The organism is Marisediminitalea oceani (genome assembly GCF_003731635.1).
In the GTDB taxonomy this organism is placed as follows: domain Bacteria; phylum Pseudomonadota; class Gammaproteobacteria; order Enterobacterales; family Alteromonadaceae; genus Alteromonas; species Alteromonas oceani.
On record NZ_RCUA01000053.1, the window covers coordinates 113,466 to 129,594 of the forward strand.

18 protein-coding genes and 1 other annotated feature are annotated in these 16,129 nt (G+C 50.2%); of the genes, 13 read left to right on the forward strand and 5 right to left on the reverse strand.

Annotation, left to right across the window (positions count from 1 at the left end; genetic code table 11):
• Positions 1–305: 305 nt before the first annotated feature.
• The 4 genes from recN (at position 306) to D9T21_RS15395 (ending at position 3,855) form a co-directional block, all read left to right on the forward strand.
• Positions 306–1,991, forward strand: a complete 1,686-nt coding sequence (gene recN, locus D9T21_RS15380; RefSeq protein WP_123325806.1) for a DNA repair protein RecN — start codon at positions 306–308, stop codon at positions 1,989–1,991.
• A 156-nt stretch (positions 1,992–2,147) separates the two neighbouring features.
• A complete protein-coding gene (locus tag D9T21_RS15385) occupies positions 2,148–2,504 on the forward strand; it encodes an outer membrane protein assembly factor BamE (protein WP_105934437.1) in 357 nt (118 codons plus the stop codon).
• A gap of 194 nt (positions 2,505–2,698) precedes the next feature.
• The gene (locus tag D9T21_RS15390; protein ID WP_105934436.1) at positions 2,699–3,370 is read left to right on the forward strand and encodes a DUF4097 family beta strand repeat-containing protein; all 672 of its coding nucleotides are present in this window, start codon (positions 2,699–2,701) and stop codon (positions 3,368–3,370) included.
• Positions 3,370–3,855: a glutathione peroxidase gene (locus D9T21_RS15395; RefSeq protein ID WP_123325807.1), complete on the forward strand. Its 486-nt coding sequence runs from the start codon at positions 3,370–3,372 to the stop codon at positions 3,853–3,855. The genes D9T21_RS15390 and D9T21_RS15395 overlap by 1 nt, the downstream gene beginning before the upstream one ends.
• Before the next feature lie 47 nt (positions 3,856–3,902).
• Here D9T21_RS15395 and rluB read toward each other — a convergent pair whose 3' ends face one another.
• From rluB to D9T21_RS15420, 5 genes are read right to left on the reverse strand one after another with little or no spacing between them, the layout of a single operon-like run.
• Positions 3,903–4,772: a 23S rRNA pseudouridine(2605) synthase RluB gene (gene rluB, locus D9T21_RS15400; RefSeq protein ID WP_105934434.1), complete on the reverse strand. Its 870-nt coding sequence runs from the start codon at positions 4,770–4,772 to the stop codon at positions 3,903–3,905.
• Positions 4,772–5,401, reverse strand: coding sequence for an SMC-Scp complex subunit ScpB (gene scpB / locus D9T21_RS15405; protein WP_105934433.1), 630 nt, complete (start codon positions 5,399–5,401; stop codon positions 4,772–4,774). Before scpB ends, rluB begins: the two co-directional genes overlap by 1 nt.
• On the reverse strand, positions 5,398–6,234 hold the full coding sequence (locus D9T21_RS15410) for a segregation and condensation protein A (protein WP_105934432.1): 837 nt from the start codon (positions 6,232–6,234) through the stop codon (positions 5,398–5,400). The genes scpB and D9T21_RS15410 overlap by 4 nt, the downstream gene beginning before the upstream one ends.
• 20 nt (positions 6,235–6,254) lie before the next feature.
• Positions 6,255–6,875 carry an L-threonylcarbamoyladenylate synthase gene (locus tag D9T21_RS15415; protein ID WP_105934431.1) on the reverse strand — a complete coding sequence of 207 codons (621 nt, stop codon included), beginning with the start codon at positions 6,873–6,875 and terminating at the stop codon, positions 6,255–6,257.
• Positions 6,872–7,738, reverse strand: a complete 867-nt coding sequence (locus tag D9T21_RS15420; protein ID WP_123325808.1) for a PHP domain-containing protein — start codon at positions 7,736–7,738, stop codon at positions 6,872–6,874. Before D9T21_RS15420 ends, D9T21_RS15415 begins: the two co-directional genes overlap by 4 nt.
• A 160-nt stretch (positions 7,739–7,898) precedes the next feature.
• Positions 7,899–7,991, forward strand: a sequence feature (Trp leader region).
• Positions 7,992–8,014: 23 nt separating this feature from the next.
• On the opposite strand from D9T21_RS15420, the gene D9T21_RS15425 reads away from it, so the two are divergent.
• The 9 genes from D9T21_RS15425 (at position 8,015) to D9T21_RS15465 (ending at position 16,126) form a co-directional block, all read left to right on the forward strand.
• Entirely contained in the window at positions 8,015–9,610 is a 1,596-nt protein-coding gene (locus D9T21_RS15425; protein WP_123325809.1) for an anthranilate synthase component 1, read from the forward strand.
• Positions 9,610–10,212, forward strand: coding sequence for an aminodeoxychorismate/anthranilate synthase component II (locus D9T21_RS15430; RefSeq protein ID WP_123325810.1), 603 nt, complete (start codon positions 9,610–9,612; stop codon positions 10,210–10,212). The genes D9T21_RS15425 and D9T21_RS15430 overlap by 1 nt, the downstream gene beginning before the upstream one ends.
• 3 nt (positions 10,213–10,215) lie before the next feature.
• Positions 10,216–11,244 (forward strand): anthranilate phosphoribosyltransferase, encoded by a 1,029-nt coding sequence (gene trpD, locus D9T21_RS15435; RefSeq protein WP_123325811.1) that lies wholly within the window; start codon positions 10,216–10,218, stop codon positions 11,242–11,244.
• Positions 11,241–12,638: a bifunctional indole-3-glycerol-phosphate synthase TrpC/phosphoribosylanthranilate isomerase TrpF gene (trpCF, locus tag D9T21_RS15440; RefSeq protein WP_123325812.1), complete on the forward strand. Its 1,398-nt coding sequence runs from the start codon at positions 11,241–11,243 to the stop codon at positions 12,636–12,638. The genes trpD and trpCF overlap by 4 nt, the downstream gene beginning before the upstream one ends.
• 28 nt (positions 12,639–12,666) lie before the next feature.
• Positions 12,667–13,854 carry a tryptophan synthase subunit beta gene (trpB, locus tag D9T21_RS15445; protein ID WP_123325813.1) on the forward strand — a complete coding sequence of 396 codons (1,188 nt, stop codon included), beginning with the start codon at positions 12,667–12,669 and terminating at the stop codon, positions 13,852–13,854.
• The gene (trpA, locus tag D9T21_RS15450; RefSeq protein WP_123325814.1) at positions 13,847–14,653 is read left to right on the forward strand and encodes a tryptophan synthase subunit alpha; all 807 of its coding nucleotides are present in this window, start codon (positions 13,847–13,849) and stop codon (positions 14,651–14,653) included. Before trpB ends, trpA begins: the two co-directional genes overlap by 8 nt.
• 3 nt (positions 14,654–14,656) lie before the next feature.
• Positions 14,657–14,956 (forward strand): YciI family protein, encoded by a 300-nt coding sequence (locus D9T21_RS15455; RefSeq protein WP_123325815.1) that lies wholly within the window; start codon positions 14,657–14,659, stop codon positions 14,954–14,956.
• 289 nt (positions 14,957–15,245) lie between these two features.
• Positions 15,246–15,431, forward strand: coding sequence for a PepSY domain-containing protein (locus D9T21_RS15460; protein ID WP_377907579.1), 186 nt, complete (start codon positions 15,246–15,248; stop codon positions 15,429–15,431).
• Entirely contained in the window at positions 15,431–16,126 is a 696-nt protein-coding gene (locus D9T21_RS15465; protein ID WP_123325817.1) for a response regulator transcription factor, read from the forward strand. Before D9T21_RS15460 ends, D9T21_RS15465 begins: the two co-directional genes overlap by 1 nt.
• Positions 16,127–16,129: the final 3 nt, after the last annotated feature.

Below are 16,129 nucleotides of genomic sequence, written 5' to 3' on the forward strand. Positions count from 1 at the left end.
TGCTATGTACGATTCTTTAAACACGTTTAATTTTGTATACGTGAAAAATATTAAGCCGTGTATTTTCAGGCACCTGACATTTGCCCAGTGATGAAAGGTATAAATAGGCATTGATATAGCCGGGTTTATTTAACTACACCACAAATGTTACCTTGCTACAGCTTCTTGAAGAAATTTTTTTATAGCATTATCAGCATCTTGGCTTATTAATCATGGGAATTGCGCTAAGTAGCATTTATCTCACCTAAAATACTGTATATATTTACACATACTGTATATTCATCTAGTCAAACTGTGAGGCATTTATGTTATCGCATTTATCGGTTAAAAACTTCGCTGTAGTGAAAGAAATCAACATTGCCTTTGAGAACGGCATGACAGCGATGACCGGTGAGACCGGTGCTGGTAAATCCATTGCTATCGACGCGCTCAGCTTATGTCTTGGTGAGCGTGCCGATGCATCGGCAGTAAGAAAAGGCGCTGATAAGGCAGAGATCATAGCGTATTTTTCGCTGCTCGACGCGCCGCTGGCGAGAGCCTGGCTGGATGAAAATGACCTTGTACTGGATGACGATCCCAACACCTGCTTTATTCGTCGGCTGATTTCTAAAGAAGGCCGTTCAAAGGCGTTCATTAATGGCGTACCGGTTGCGCTTCAGCAACTAAAACAGTTGGGGCAGTTTTTACTGGCGATCCACGGGCAGAATACTCACCTGCAGTTATTAAAAGACGACGTACAACGCAAACTGCTGGATGATTTTGCCGAACACGGCCCGTTACTCTCTGCGACGGCATCGGCATATAAGCATTGGCAACAACTGGCAAAAGAACTAAGCGCTCTGGAACAGGCTGCCCAGCAACGTGCCGACAGAGAGCAATTGTTAAGCTATCAGGTAGCTGAGCTGGACGAGTTTGCCCTGGCTGAAGGCGAGTTCGGTGAGCTTGAAGCTGAACACAAACGCCTGAGCAATGGCCAGACCCTGCTCGAGGAAGCGCAAAAGAGCTTTTATCATTTATATGAAGCCGACGAATTTAACGCGTTGTCGGCTATTCAGACCAGCATTGATAAACTCAGTAATCTGGAGGATCACGACCCGGCATTAACCCCCATCGTGGCGATGCTTAACGAAGCTGCCATTCAGGTGGAAGAATCGGCGAATGAGCTACGCAGTTATTGTGATCAACTGGAAATCGATCCAATGCGTTTGCAGCAGGTTGAAAAGCGCTTTGCCCAGGCCATGGAACTGGCCCGAAAGCACCAGGTAATGCCCGAAGCACTGTACGAGCATCACCAGCAACTGGCTGAAGAACTGGCCGGTCTTAGTGCTGATACGGAAAGACTGACAGCCCTGCAGGAAGAGCTGGAAAGCAGCCATGCTGAGTATATTGCCGCCAGCGAAAAACTCTCACAAAGCCGCTGTAATGCAGCAGGAAAGTTAGCCGGAATGGTTGAGACACAAATCCGCACCTTAAATATGCCCCACGCAGAATTCTTCATTGATGTGATCTACGGCGAACAGGCACGTCCCTCTGCAGTGGGTATGGATACCGTGGTCATGAAAGTAGCGACGAACCCGGGGCAACCGCAGGATCGACTGGATAAAGTGGTATCTGGCGGGGAATTATCCAGAATTGGCCTGGCTTTACAGGTGATCAGCCGTGATACCAGTCTGACCCCCACGATGATTTTTGACGAAGTGGATACCGGTATCAGCGGCCCCACGGCTTCGATAGTAGGTCAATTATTACGCCGTCTCGGTAAGGAAAATCAGGTCATGTGTGTTACCCACCTGCCGCAGGTAGCGGCGCAGGCGCATAATCAGCTGTTTGTGACCAAAACAACCGAAAACAGCGAAACCCAAACCCATATTTTAGCGCTTACTGAACAAGCCAGAATTGATGAGCTGGCACGTTTACTGGCGGGTGATAAAATTACCCCCAATGCGCTGGCTAATGCCAAAGAATTACTTGATAATGCTCTAGCGAACTAAATTGCAATTCATTGGTCAAAGTTGACGTGCCGGTGTTGAGCGATTAGCATGCTCGGCACCGATAGCGTCTGCAATGACTGTCCAACGCGCCTAACAGCCTGGCATGCAGACCAAATAATAACGAATACTTACTGTAATAATTGGATTTATCTGTTAATGAAGCTGTCTCACCTGATTGTTGTGCTTTCACTTACTTTTTTATCAACTGCATGTTCTAACTGGATTTACCGGATAGATATTCCTCAGGGTAACTTTTTGGACGAGCAGGACGTAAAAAAACTGCGCATCGGAATGACAAAAGAACAGGTTGAGTTTGTTCTGGGCCGCCCAATCCTCAAAGACGCCTTCGATAAAGACACCTGGTATTACTACTATGAAATGAAGCGTGGTATGGAAAAACGCGGCGAAGACTTCGAAAAAAGCCTGATTATTACTTTTAAAGACGACCGTGTAGAAACCGTAGACAGCGACTTTGAACTGTCGGAAGATTTCAATACGCCGCTTGAGCAGTAACGCCATTCAGTATGGCTTGCTTCCCGAAATACTGAGCAAGCCATTATCCGCTTCTTGTTTTGTCAAATAATCCCTCCCCCACTTTGCTTGCCTTTTACCGCTTCAGACATATTTTGAAATTATTTTAAAGTACGCCCATTACCCCCCTCGTGCTAAGGTTGGCCGGTCTTTAATTTATTCTGATCAAGTGCATTATGAAAAATCGTTTAATGAACAAGCTTCGCCTGGCTCCCTTGTGTTTCGTGATGGGTACGGCGCTTTCTGGTTGTGTTATCAATGTCGGCGGTCACAGCTCTTCCGACTATGATGGCAATGTAAACCGGGTATTTGGCAGCATCAGTGTGTCGGAAAATCGACAGGTAGGTTCACTGACTACGGTAAATGGTGGCATTACCCTCAGCGATAATGTTAAAGCGGATGAACTAACCACCGTCAATGGTGGTGTTACCGTAGGCAATTTTTGTGAAATTGACGGGATTACCGTGGTGAACGGTGATATTGAAGCCGGTCAGCAACTGGTTTCAGGTGACAGTATCGAGTCGGTTAATGGTGATATCATCCTGGGTTTCGGTGCTAAAGTTGACGGCAGCCTGATTACCGTAAATGGAGACATTGAAGCCGCCGACCTCACTCTCACAGACAACATCGAAACGGTTAACGGTGACATCCGTATTAGTGGTAATAGTGTTATCGACGGCGATATCATTTATGACGATCCGGAAAATAATGACAACCCTTCAACTCCGACATTATCGATTGCTGATACCGTCCGGTTAAACGGTGAGATTATTTTAGAACGTGATGTTAAGCTTGAAATTCCGGACACTATGACATCAAAAGTCCGCTACAAGAGCTCGGCAATGTAATGCAACAATTCTCAGATTTAACCGTTCAGAATAGTCATGGTGACGATATTGCCATGCAGGCCTTTGACAACAAAGTACTGCTTATCGTCAACACAGCCAGTAAATGCGGCTTTACGCCTCAGTACAAAGGGCTGGAAGCGTTACATCAGCAATATGCAGATAACGGGCTGGTCGTATTAGGCTTTCCCTGCAATCAGTTCGGTCAGCAGGAGCCCGGCGACGATGCCAGCATCCAGTCTTTTTGCAGCCTCAATTACAGCGTTACTTTTCCGGTAATGAAGAAAATTGAGGTGAATGGCTCCGCAGCCAGTCCGTTATATAAATACCTGAAAGCCCAGGCACCAGGCCTGTTTGGCACCAAGGCTATAAAATGGAATTTCACTAAATTCCTGATCAGTAAAGACCGTGCCACGATCTCACGGTTTGGTCCGCAAACCAGTCCGGAATCAATTCAGCAGGAAATAGAAAGATTACTGGCGCAATAAGGCTAACCGCTGCATGTATTGCACACAGGGTTAGCCTGACCTAATGATTAAAACTGACGGCGTTGGTGAACCCGCTCTTTACGGATCTTGTGTTTTTTAACTGAACGACGCATGCGACTCAGGCGAGCATGGTCAAGCTTGGTCTGACGTTCATCAACCATGCTTTCATCTTCAGCCGGTAGCTGAACGATATGGCGCAACGCATTCACTTCACTCAGGGGTAACTCAACCCATGCTCCCTGGGGTAAGCGTTTCTGCAGTTCAACTGGCCCGTAACGAACGCGAATCAACCGGCTCACCTGACAATCCTGAGATTCCCATAAACGTCGAACTTCACGGTTACGCCCTTCTTCGAGGGTAACGTTAAACCAGTTATTCATGCTTTCATCATCAGTGGATGGCCGAGGTTTAATGGTATTAAACTTGGCCATACCATCTTCCAGCATTACGCCTTTTTTCAGGATCTGGAGCGATTTCGCTGACACATCGCCAAAGATACGAACGGCATACTCACGTTCAACTTTGCAGCGTGGGTGCATAAGGCGATTGGCCATTTCACCATCGTTGGTAAACAGCAGTAAACCGCTGGTGTTTATATCCAGTCGGCCCACGGCAATCCAGCGTCCCTGGCTTATTGCTGGCAGTCGATCGAAAACGGTACTTCGGCCTTCTGGATCAATTCTGGTGCACAGCTCGCCTTCCGGCTTATTGTACATCAGTACGCGGCATACTGGCTCTTCATTACTGCGCGACAAAATGTGGCCGTCTACGCGAATTTGCGCTGTTGCATCAACCCGATCGCCAAGCTTTGCCACGGTGCCATCCACCGATATACGGCCCTGCTCAATCCAGCGCTCCATTTCACGGCGTGAACCTATGCCATGGTTGGCAAGTACCTTCTGTAATTTCTCTGTCATTAGTGTATTGACTCTTTTTGGTTGTCGCTATCACCTTCAGCCTGCGACCCTGTGTCGTCATGCAATACATGCGTCACGTTTTGAGTGGCATCAAGCGAGGCCATAAACTCCTCGGCATTGGGTAAGTCACTGAGTGACTTCAGCGAAAAATAATCTAAAAATTGTTTAGTCGTAGCATACAGCGCTGGCCGACCGGGTACTTCCTTGTGGCCTATCACTTTTATCCACTCACGTTCAGTAAGCGTTTTAATAATGTTGCTGCTAACCGCCACACCACGCACCTGCTCTATCTCTCCCCGGGTTATGGGTTGTCGATAGGCAATCAGTGCCAGCGTTTCTAACATTGCCCGGGAATATTTGGGACTGGTTTCCTGCCACAGACGACTCAGCCAGGGGCTAAGGCTATCCAGTGACTGAAACCGATAACCACTGGCCACCTCAACCAGTTGAATACCGCGCGGGCGATAGTCCAGCTGCAGGGCGTTCAGCGCTGATTGTATCGCTTTATCACTGACGGTGAAATCGGCCAGTACAGTATTTTTTAATTTATCTACGGAAACCGGTTGATCCGAAACAAAGATAGTTGCCTCGATAAGCTGTTTAAGCTGCTCACTGTTGATTTTTTTCATGGTGCTTCAAAACTACCTAACTTCACATGAATACGGGCAAACGGCCCGGCCTGTACCAGGTTAATACTCTGAGCTTTAACCAGTTCTAAAATGGCCAGAAAGGTTACAACCGCGCCGGCCCGCCCCTCTTCGGCAGTAAACAGCGCTTCCATCGGGGTGTATTCTTCGGCATTGAGTAACTGCAAAATTTTACTCATACGCTCCCGGGTACTCAGGGCTTCAGGAGCGATGTGGTGATGCTCAAATGCGGCAGCACGCTGCATGGCGGCTGAAAAGGCCAGTACCAGTTCCTGTAGCGACACGTCCGGCTGAATTATCACCGGCTGGATATCGGCCGATGGCTCAACGCTGACGCTGAACAAATCGCGTTCCATGCGCGGCTGCAAATCGAGGTCTTCCGCCGCTTGCTTTATGAGCTCATACTCTTGCAAACGTCTTATTAGTGCCGCTCTCGGGTCTTCCTCATCGTCATCTTCATCACTGCGACTTGGCAGTAGTAATCGAGACTTGATCTCGGCCAGAATGGCAGCCATCAAAAGGTATTCGGCCGCGAGTTCAAGCTTAAGGGTTTGCATGACCTCGACATATTCCATGTACTGCCGGGTAATTTCCGCCACCGGCATAGTGGTAATATCGAATTTCTGCTTACGGATTAGATACAGCAATAAGTCCAGCGGGCCTTCAAAAGACTCCAGGATCACCTCCAGCGCTTCCGGCGGAATATATAAATCCTCCGGTTTTTCAATCACCGCCTCGCCATTCACAAAGGCCAGTGGCAGCGGTTGCTGTACCGGTATGGCGAGGGTTGAGGCTGGCTCGTCGCTATTGCTCATATCAGATCTGATTCATGCTGTTATAAAAACGGCGTCACATCGCCACTGCCTTCACGTACCACCACGGGTTCGCCTTCACTTAAATCAATCACTGTAGTGGGCTGCTCACCCAGATAGCCGCCATGAATAATCAGGCCTACCTGTTTTTCCAGCTTATCGCGAATTTCATCAGGGTCTGACTCTGCCAGCGATTGCCCGGGCAGAATTAACGAGGTGGACATAAGTGGTTCATTAAGCTCTTCGAGCAACGCCAGCGCAATAATGTTATCCGGCACCCGGATCCCTATGGTACGGCGCTTTGGATTCTGTAACCGCTTAGGCACTTCGCGGGTCGCTTTCAATACAAAAGTATAAGGCCCGGGAGTGTTATTTTTAAGCATTCGAAAAGCAACATTATCTACCTTGGCATACACCGACAGCTCAGACATATCCCGGCACATCAGTGAAAAATTGTGTTCATTAGCAATCTGCCGGATGCGACAGAGCTGGTCCAATGCACGTTTGTCGTCCATCTGACAGCCAATGGCATAACCCGAATCAGTGGGATAAACCACCACCTCCCCCTGGCGAATGAGCTCAGCGGCCTGTTTGATCAGGCGTGACTGCGGATTATCAGGGTGTACGTAAAAAAACTGACTCATACAGGGTCCTTTAGTGAGGATTGACTCACAGCTAAATTCCAGTCATGCCAAACCGGCGTGAGTGTGTCTGTCTTTAACTGACAACGCCCCAGCTCAGTCCAACGTCCGGGGAAATGAAAATCAGAGCCGGCCGATGCCAGCAATTGATATTCAGCCACGATCGACTGCAACAGGGCTTGCTTCTCGGCACTCATACCGGGAAACACTACTTCTGCCGCATCGCCACCCGCCTCAGCAAACTCTGCGATTAGCCGGCGCAGCCATTTAGTGGTCATATCATAATGAATGGGATGCGCCAGTACCGCCCGGCCTCCCGCCTGCTGAATGACCTTTACCGCCGCAGCAATATCCGGCCACTCGGCTTTCACCGTCGCACGCTTTCCTTTACCCAAATATAGTTTAAAGGCTTTTTCTAAGGTCGCGACCTGGAAATTATCCACCAGCACACGGGCAAAGTGCGCCCGGGTGATCTGGCCTACTCCGGCATAACGGCGCGCTCGTTCCAGCGTGCCTTCAAAACCGCATTTTGCCAGTTTATCGGCAATTTTAGCCGCACGTTCTTCACGTTTTTGCTGTTGGTCTGCCAAAAACGCCTGTAGTGCCGGGTGCCCGGTATCGATATTTAAACCGACAATATGGATTTCGAAACTGTGCCAGCGCGTGGAGATTTCAACGCCGTCAATAATCCTCAGTGTCGGGTAATGCTCCTGAGCCGCAGCGTGGGCATCCGCCAGGCCATAAGTACTGTCGTGATCGGTAATAGCCAGTACATCAACCTGCATCGTTTGCGCGCGTTGAATAAGTTCGGCTGGTGTTAAGCGGCCATCCGAGAAAGTGGTGTGACTGTGCAAGTCAATTTTCATGTAATTTCAAATTTATGGTTGACACAAATGGGTTTTTGTTTTCTTCTATAGCACAGTATACGGATTGAATGCTTCGATGCCTATCGAAGATATCAAATTAAAACAACGAGACAGGAAACTAATGCTTAAACAACCACAACACAGCGCCGTAATGGCAACTATCTGGTGGTGGCACTCCCTTCGATAACGGGCGGTGTGAGCGTTAGTGCGCAGAACAAACAAAAAAGGCCCGTAATGTTACGGGCCTTTTTTTTAATTTTTAACCGGAGAAAAAAGATGAGTTTGGCCGAATTAGGCATGGTCCCGGGAAAAGTGGAAACCATCGAGAGAACAGCAACCTACGTCAATGATCCCTTAGCGGCATTTGCCCAGCTATGTGGCGAAAAGCCCCATGCGTTACTACTCGAATCAGCCGAGATAGACAGTAAGGATAACCTGCAAAGCCTGCTGATGGTGGATGGCGCTCTGCGCTTTGAATGCCGTGGGCAGGAGGTCACTATTCAAGCGCTGAGCGCCAACGGTGAAGGACTGTTACCGCTGTTTATGGAAAACTGTCCGGCCGACTTAAAATGTCAGATTGTCAGCGAGACTGAAATTACCCTGCAGTGCCATTCCCAAACGGCCAACCTCGACGAAGACAGCCGCTTAAAATCCACCAGCGTGTTCGATGTACTGCGGATGGTAGTTAAGCAAATCACGCCGCTGCGTGACCACCAGCATGCTGTATTCTTAGGTGGGGTATTTGCCTATGATTTACTGGCGACCTTCGAAGACCTGCCGGAGGTAGAAGAGGGCGATAATGACTGCGCCGACTTTGTGTTCTATCTGGCAGAAACCCTGATCACTTTTGACCATCAAACCCGCCAGGCAAGGTTGCTTGGCAGCGTGTTCAGCGGCAGTGAAGTGGCCACCAGTTATTTCGCTATTGCTCAGCGCCTTGAGGCACTGTGCGCCGAGTTACAAAGTCTGGCGCCACATGATTTATCGCCGGTTGCCGTAACAGAGCCCACGTCCTTGCAAGTGGATAAATCGGACGAAGACTACTGCAACGACGTGCTGACCTTAAAGGAACATATTCTGGCCGGCGATATTTTTCAGGTTGTGCCGTCCCGAACGTTTTCTCTGCCCTGCCCCGCACCACTTACCGCCTACGCCGCTCTGAAAAAACAAAACCCCAGCCCTTATATGTTTTACATGCAGGATGCTGAGTTTACGATTTTTGGTGCATCGCCGGAGTCAGCCCTTAAATACACAGCCCAAAGCAATGTTGTTGAAATCTATCCGATTGCCGGCACCCGCCCCCGTGGCAAGCGCGCTAATGGCGAGATAGACCATGATATGGATAGCCGCATTGAGCTTAACCTGCGCGAAGATCAGAAAGAAAAAGCCGAACACCTGATGCTGGTAGACCTGGCCCGTAATGACGTAGCCAAGGTGTCTGAGCCTGGCACCCGTTATGTGAAAGATTTACTTAAAGTAGACCGCTATTCCCACGTAATGCACCTGGTTTCACGCGTGGTCGGCCAGTTACGTCACGATCTGGATGCGCTGCATGCTTATCAGGCCTGCATGAACATGGGCACCCTGGTGGGCGCGCCCAAAGTGAGTGCGGCTTCGTTAATTCGCAAGGTCGAGCACAAACGTCGCGGCAGCTACGGTGGTGCCGTGGGCTACCTGAATAATGATGGCGATATGGATACCTGTATTGTTATCCGCTCAGCGTTTGTTAAAAACGGCCGCGCTTACATACAGGCTGGGGCTGGCGTAGTGTATGATTCCGATCCACAGGCAGAAGCGGAGGAAACCCGTAGCAAGGCACAGGCCGTCATCAATGCGGTGAAATCCTCAGTCAGCGTTCAGGGAGAAGTGTAATGAGCCAGCCTATCACCGTTTTTCTGTTAGATAACGTCGACTCTTTTACCTACAACCTGGTAGATGAACTACGTACCATGGAATTGAATATTGTGGTGTACCGCAATAATGTTGACGCCAGAATGCTATTCGAAAAAATGCAATTACAGGCTGAAAGCGGGCCGGTTTTATTGCTATTATCCCCGGGGCCTGGTGCACCGCATGAAGCCGGTTGTATGCCAGAGTTGTTAAGCATGGTCCAGGGCCATTTTCCGGTACTCGGGATTTGTCTTGGGCATCAGGCCATAGTCGCCCATTATGGCGGCACCGTTGGCCGCGCTGAAGATGTTATGCACGGTAAGTCATCGGCCATTACCCATACCGGAGAGGCCATGTTTGCGGGTATGCCGCAGCCGCTTCATGTCGCCCGCTACCACTCGCTGATGGCGCTTGAGCTGCCTGATGGCTTAACTCCACTGGCCAAAGTCGGTACTACGGTTATGGCGGTCTATCAGTCCGACGATAAAATGCTTGGATTCCAGTTTCATCCGGAGTCCATTCTAACGGCAGAGGGCAGTCGCCTGCTGCTGCAAAGCATTCATTACCTGACCAAAGAGGATTAACTCATGGCTGACTACAGCAAGGTAATTGAAAAACTCTTCGACGGTCAAAACCTGACCCAGGCCGAGTCATTTTCGGTGTTTAATCAGGTGATGCACGGTGAGCTTTCAGAAGTAAAGCTCGCCACCTTACTGACCGCACTTAAGATTAACGGCGAGTCCCCCAATGAAATTGCCGGGGCAGCCAGTGCCATGGTGTCTAATGCACGCCCTTTTCCAACCCCGGATTACGAATTTGGTGATATCGTTGGTACCGGTGGTGACGGCCATCACACTATCAATATTTCCAGCGCCGCGGCGCTGGTAGCCGCCAGTTGTGGTGTTAAGGTCGCCAAACACGGTAACCGCAGCGTATCGAGCAAGTCCGGCTCGGCTGACTTCTTCCGTGAATGCGGCATCAAGCTTGATATTACTCCCGAAGTGGCACGCAAGTGCCTGGATGAGGTGAATTTCTGCTTCCTGTTTGCGCCGGTTTATCACGCCGGTATGCGCTTTGCGGCGCCGGTGCGTGCTGAGATGAAAACCCGCACATTGTTTAACATTCTGGGGCCGCTGGCCAACCCGGCCGGGCCGACGTTTGGCGTATATGGCGTATATACCCCGGAGCTACTGGATACCTACGCGCAAACCCTGACACTGATGGGACAACGCAAAGCGTTAATTGTCCACGGTGACGGACTGGATGAGCTATCATTACACGGCCCCACTCAGGTAGTAGAAATTGATCATGGCAGCACGACCCACTATACGGTTACCGCTGCCGACTTTGGCCTGAGCCATGCGCCTATCAGCGCTATTGCCGGCGGTGAGCCGGTTGAAAACCGCCAGCTGATTGAAGCCGCGTTACGCGGTGAAGGCGAGCAGGCACACCGTGAAGCTATTGCAATGAATGCCGGCGCACTGTTAAAAATCAGCGGACACGCCAATACCTTTAAAGATGGCGCAGAGCAGGCACTCAATGCTATGGCGACCGCCGCACCCATCAATTTAATCAGACAAGTCGCTGAACACAGCCAACTGGAAGAAAATGCATGAGCAACGTCCTCGAGAAAATAGTTGAAGACAAACGTGTCGAAATTGAAGCACGCATGGCCGAGACGCCTCTTGAGCAAATAAAGCAGGGGTTAACGCCATCAACCAAAAGCCTGTTTGATGCCCTGAATGCCCCGAATGCCGGCTATATTTTAGAGTGTAAAAAAGCCTCCCCTTCAAAAGGGTTGATCCGTGAAAAGTTCGATCTGGATGAAATCCTCGCGGCTTATACCCCCTTTGCGGCAGGCATTTCGGTACTGACAGACGAGAAATACTTTCAGGGCAAGTTTGAATACTTAGCCTATGTGACCGAACGCGTGAGTCAGCCAGTACTCAACAAAGATTTCTTTGTTTGTGAGTATCAGGTGTACCTGGCCCGTTATTACAATGCCGATGCCATATTATTAATGCTGTCGGTTCTTGATGATGAAACCTACCAACAGCTTGCAGACGTGGCTGATTCACTGGGTCTGGATATCCTGACCGAGGTCAGCAATGAAGAAGAGATGCATCGTGCGATTGCGTTAAAAGCCAAAATTATTGGTATTAACAACCGCGACCTACGCGACCTGTCTACTGATTTGGCGACCACTGAAAAGCTGGTCCCGATGCTAAAAGATGCAACCCATGAACATGTGGTGATCAGCGAATCCGGCATTTATACCCATCAGGACGTGCTGCGACTGGCGCCGCTGTGTCAGGGCTTCCTGGTAGGCAGCGCCTTAATGGCACAGCAGGACCTGCCACAGGCCGTCAAACAACTGGTTTACGGTACGGTCAAAGTCTGCGGCATGACCCAACCGGAACAGGTACGTCATGCCTTTGAAAGTGGTGCCAGTTATTGCGGATTAATTTTTGCTGCTCATTCCAAACGCTGCGTGTCGCCTGATCAGGCACGTGATATCGTCGCTGCCACTCCTGGCAACTATGTTGGTGTGTTTGTCAATCAGCCCCTTGAGATGGTACTTGAAATCGCTAATGAGCTGGGCCTCAAAGCCGTGCAGCTGCATGGTGATGAAGACACCATGTACCGTCAGCATTTACGGGCAAACCTGCCCGAGGGCTGCGAAATCTGGCAGGCCATAGGCGTTGCCGGTGAGTTACCTTACCTGACTCATGCGTTGCTGGATGACGAAACACTGGATAAGGTGCTGCTGGACTGTCAGGTTGGCAAACAAACCGGTGGTACCGGCCAGCAATTTGACTGGTCAGTGATCCACAATGAGCTTGATCTCGAAAAACTCGTTATAGCAGGTGGTATCAATCCACAGAATATTGCTGCGGCACAGGCAACCGGTGTTGCCATTGTTGATGTAAACTCGGGGGTAGAAGACAGCCCGGGCAACAAATCTGCACAGCAGGTCAGCGAACTCTTTACTATTTGTCGCCAGTATTAAGCGGCCGATATATTCAACAGGACATTTCATGAATCAATTAGATACAAAATTTGGGGAATACGGCGGCATGTATGTGCCTGAGCTGCTTATCCCCGCGCTGGATCAGCTTGAACAAGCGTTCCTGGAAGCGAAAGACGATCCGGCATTTAATGCTGAGTTTATGTCACTCTTAAAAGATTACGCAGGGCGTCCAACATCGATGTTCCTGACCCGTAATCTGGTGTCTAACCCTAACGTTAAACTGTATTTAAAGCGTGAAGATTTACTTCACGGCGGCGCGCATAAAACCAATCAGGTATTGGGTCAGGCGCTACTCACCAAACGTATGGGTAAAACCGAAGTTATCGCCGAAACCGGTGCTGGACAGCACGGCGTAGCAACTGCGCTGGCATGTGCGTTACTGGGACTGAAAGCACGTATTTACATGGGCGCGAAAGACGTTGAGCGGCAGTCGCCTAACGTTTTCAGAATGCGTTTAATGGGCGCTGAGGTGATTCCGGTGGATTCTGGTTCAGGCACCTTAAAAGACGCGGTTAACGAAGCATTGCGTGACTGGTCTGCCAATTACGACAAAGCCCATTACCTGCTCGGCACGGCTGCGGGCCCTCACCCGTTCCCAACCATCGTACGCGAATACCACCGTATGATTGGTGAAGAAACCCGTGCGCAGATCCTCGAGAAAGAAGGTCGTCTGCCAGATGCCGTTGTGGCGTGTGTAGGCGGTGGCTCCAATGCCATTGGCATGTTTGCTGACTTTATCGATGAGCCATCTGTTCGCTTAGTCGGTGTAGAGCCGGCCGGTAAAGGTGTGCATACCAAAGATCATGGTGCCGCTATTGGTAAAGGCACTAAAGGTATACTGCACGGCGCCTACACCTATATTATGCAAAACCCGGATGGCCAGATTGAAGAAAGCTACTCGGTATCAGCCGGTCTGGATTATCCGGCCGTTGGCCCACAGCATGCGTACCTTTCTGATATCGGCCGCGCTGAATATGTGTCGGTCACCGACGAGGAAGCGCTCAATGCGTTCCAGTTACTGGCTCGTAAAGAAGGTATTATCCCGGCCCTTGAGTCTTCTCACGCGCTGGCCTACGCCTTAAACATGGCTGATGAAGCCGAAGAAGAAACCGTCATTGTGGTGAACCTGTCTGGCCGGGGCGATAAAGACCTGGGTCACGTAATCAGTATCTTAGGAGATCAGGTCAATGGATAGATATGCAGCCATGTTTGGCCGTTTAAACGAGCAAAACGCAGGGGCGTTTGTACCATTTGTAATGGTCGGTGATCCGGACCTGGAAACCTCTGAGCAAATCATCACCCAGTTGATTGAAAGCGGCGCCGATGCGTTAGAGCTGGGGATCCCGTTTTCTGATCCGGTAGCCGACGGCCCGACTATTCAGAAGGCCAGTATCCGAGCGCTGGAGAGCGGCGTTACGCCCACCGCGTGTTTTGAATTACTCAAGCGCATTCGGGCTAAGTACCCGGATGTACCCATTGGTTTATTGCTCTACAGTAACCTGGTACTGGCCAAAGGCGTGGAAGGCTTTTATGCACAAGCCGCCGATGCCGGTGTGGACTCGATTCTGATTGCTGACGTGCCTATTCGTGAAGCCAAGCGCTTTATCGATACGGCTAATGCCAACGGCATCAAGCAAATTCTTATCGCGCCGCCAAACGCCACCGACGCCACCTTTAAAGCGATTGGTGATTTATCAGCTGGCTATACCTATTTGCTGGGCCGCGCTGGCGTTACCGGGGCAGAAACCGCTGCCACAATGCCAGCTGCATCATTAATAGAACGTCTCACCAACGTCAATGCAGCGCCGCCCCTGCTCGGTTTTGGGATCTCAAACCCCGAACAGGTAAAACACGCCATTGAAAGCGGTGCAGCCGGGGCAATTTCAGGCTCCGCAACCGTTAATATTATTGCGCAAAATCTCGATGACGTGCCGGCTATGCTGACCGCACTCGGTGAGTTTGTGACAGAAATGAAAGCCGCTACAGGGAAGTAAGCCATGTATTATATGATTTGTGCCACCGATAAGCCGGATACCCTGGCCGAGCGCTTAGCCGCTCGCCCGGCCCATCTGGCTCGCCTGAATGAACTAAAAGATAACGGCCGTCTGCTGATAGCCGGTCCTTTCCCGGCCATCGACAGCGAAGATCCCGGCAGCGCCGGCTTCACCGGCTCACTGGTAGTTGCCGAGTTTGCCAGCCTGGAAGACGCTCAGACCTGGGCAGACGCCGACCCGTATATCGATGCCGGGGTTTATCAGAACGTTATCGTTAAACCCTACAAGAAAGTGTTACCTTAATTCTTCCCTCTGTTGCGCAAAGCAAGCACAGGCTTTGCGCTCTTCTCCCCCGGTGGTACTATAATTACACTAGCCCGACTTTAAGTTGTGCCCTGGCGCTCGGGATGAGCCGCAGCACAATTCAGACAATATTCAGCCTGACCGGGTTATCCTGTTGATAATAACTAGTGATTGGGTAGTACCCAACGAGTGGAGTGACATGTTCAAAAGCGTTGTTACCGGTGTATTGCTTGTGATGCTGACCCTCTGTGCTCCTGGCGCAATGGCCCGGCAAGACAATGGAAAACCCGTGAAAAATTCAACTCAGGCGGCACAACAGGCCAAACGTCATGTTGAGGGCCGGGTATTGAAAGTCGACCCTAAAAAGAGCTCCTACCGGGTAAAAATGCTTAAAAAATCAGGCCGCGTTGTCTCTCTCGATGTGGACAAACGATCTGGCAAGGTTAAACCCAGCAAGCGCAAGGATGATAATTAGTGAGAATATTAGTCGCAGAAGACGATAGCCGTCTGCTGATGCAGTTAGATAGTTTGTTCCAACAACAAGGGTTTAGCATCGATTTAGCCGATGATGGTGAAAAAGCGCTATTCCAGCTAAAAGAAGTCAATTACGACCTGGCAGTTATTGATATTGGTCTGCCTAAACTCGACGGATTCGACGTTATTCGTCAGGCTCGCAGCAGCGATGTCAGCACCCCCGTGCTGATCCTTACTGCCCGCGACCGCTGGCAGGAAAAGGTTGAAGGCCTGGATGCCGGCGCCGACGATTACCTGACCAAGCCCTTCCATAACGAAGAATTACTTGCCCGGGTCAAGGCCCTTATTCGCAGAGCTTCCGGCCAGGCCAGCTCAACCATAGAGTTCGGCCCGGTGGTACTGGATATGCAGGCCAAAGAGATACGCGTAAATGCCCGCGCTTTGGATCTCACTGCCTATGAATACAAAGTGATGGAGTACCTTATGCTCCATCCACAAAAGGTGATTTCCAAAACCGAACTCACCGAGCATATTTACGATCAGGACTTCGATCTCGACAGTAATGTGATTGAAGTCTTTGTCGGTCGCTTACGGCGCAAGCTCGACCCCGAAGGCACACTCAAGCCTATCGAAACGCTCAGAGGCAGAGGCTACCGAATCAGCCGCGAACTGGCCCAGGATGCCAGCGGCAGCTAATCG

What these genes read in the sequence shown, in the direction of transcription:
- recN (WP_123325806.1), top strand. Translation starts at nt 306, where the DNA reads ATGTTATCGCATTTATCGGTTAAAAACTTCGCTGTAGTGAAAGAAATC.
- D9T21_RS15385 (WP_105934437.1), top strand. Translation starts at nt 2,148, where the DNA reads ATGAAGCTGTCTCACCTGATTGTTGTGCTTTCACTTACTTTTTTATCA.
- D9T21_RS15390 (WP_105934436.1), top strand. Translation starts at nt 2,699, where the DNA reads ATGAAAAATCGTTTAATGAACAAGCTTCGCCTGGCTCCCTTGTGTTTC.
- D9T21_RS15395 (WP_123325807.1), top strand. Translation starts at nt 3,370, where the DNA reads ATGCAACAATTCTCAGATTTAACCGTTCAGAATAGTCATGGTGACGAT.
- rluB (WP_105934434.1), bottom strand. Translation starts at nt 4,772, where the DNA reads ATGACAGAGAAATTACAGAAGGTACTTGCCAACCATGGCATAGGTTCA.
- scpB (WP_105934433.1), bottom strand. Translation starts at nt 5,401, where the DNA reads ATGAAAAAAATCAACAGTGAGCAGCTTAAACAGCTTATCGAGGCAACT.
- D9T21_RS15410 (WP_105934432.1), bottom strand. Translation starts at nt 6,234, where the DNA reads ATGAGCAATAGCGACGAGCCAGCCTCAACCCTCGCCATACCGGTACAG.
- D9T21_RS15415 (WP_105934431.1), bottom strand. Translation starts at nt 6,875, where the DNA reads ATGAGTCAGTTTTTTTACGTACACCCTGATAATCCGCAGTCACGCCTG.
- D9T21_RS15420 (WP_123325808.1), bottom strand. Translation starts at nt 7,738, where the DNA reads ATGAAAATTGACTTGCACAGTCACACCACTTTCTCGGATGGCCGCTTA.
- D9T21_RS15425 (WP_123325809.1), top strand. Translation starts at nt 8,015, where the DNA reads ATGAGTTTGGCCGAATTAGGCATGGTCCCGGGAAAAGTGGAAACCATC.
- D9T21_RS15430 (WP_123325810.1), top strand. Translation starts at nt 9,610, where the DNA reads ATGAGCCAGCCTATCACCGTTTTTCTGTTAGATAACGTCGACTCTTTT.
- trpD (WP_123325811.1), top strand. Translation starts at nt 10,216, where the DNA reads ATGGCTGACTACAGCAAGGTAATTGAAAAACTCTTCGACGGTCAAAAC.
- trpCF (WP_123325812.1), top strand. Translation starts at nt 11,241, where the DNA reads ATGAGCAACGTCCTCGAGAAAATAGTTGAAGACAAACGTGTCGAAATT.
- trpB (WP_123325813.1), top strand. Translation starts at nt 12,667, where the DNA reads ATGAATCAATTAGATACAAAATTTGGGGAATACGGCGGCATGTATGTG.
- trpA (WP_123325814.1), top strand. Translation starts at nt 13,847, where the DNA reads ATGGATAGATATGCAGCCATGTTTGGCCGTTTAAACGAGCAAAACGCA.
- D9T21_RS15455 (WP_123325815.1), top strand. Translation starts at nt 14,657, where the DNA reads ATGTATTATATGATTTGTGCCACCGATAAGCCGGATACCCTGGCCGAG.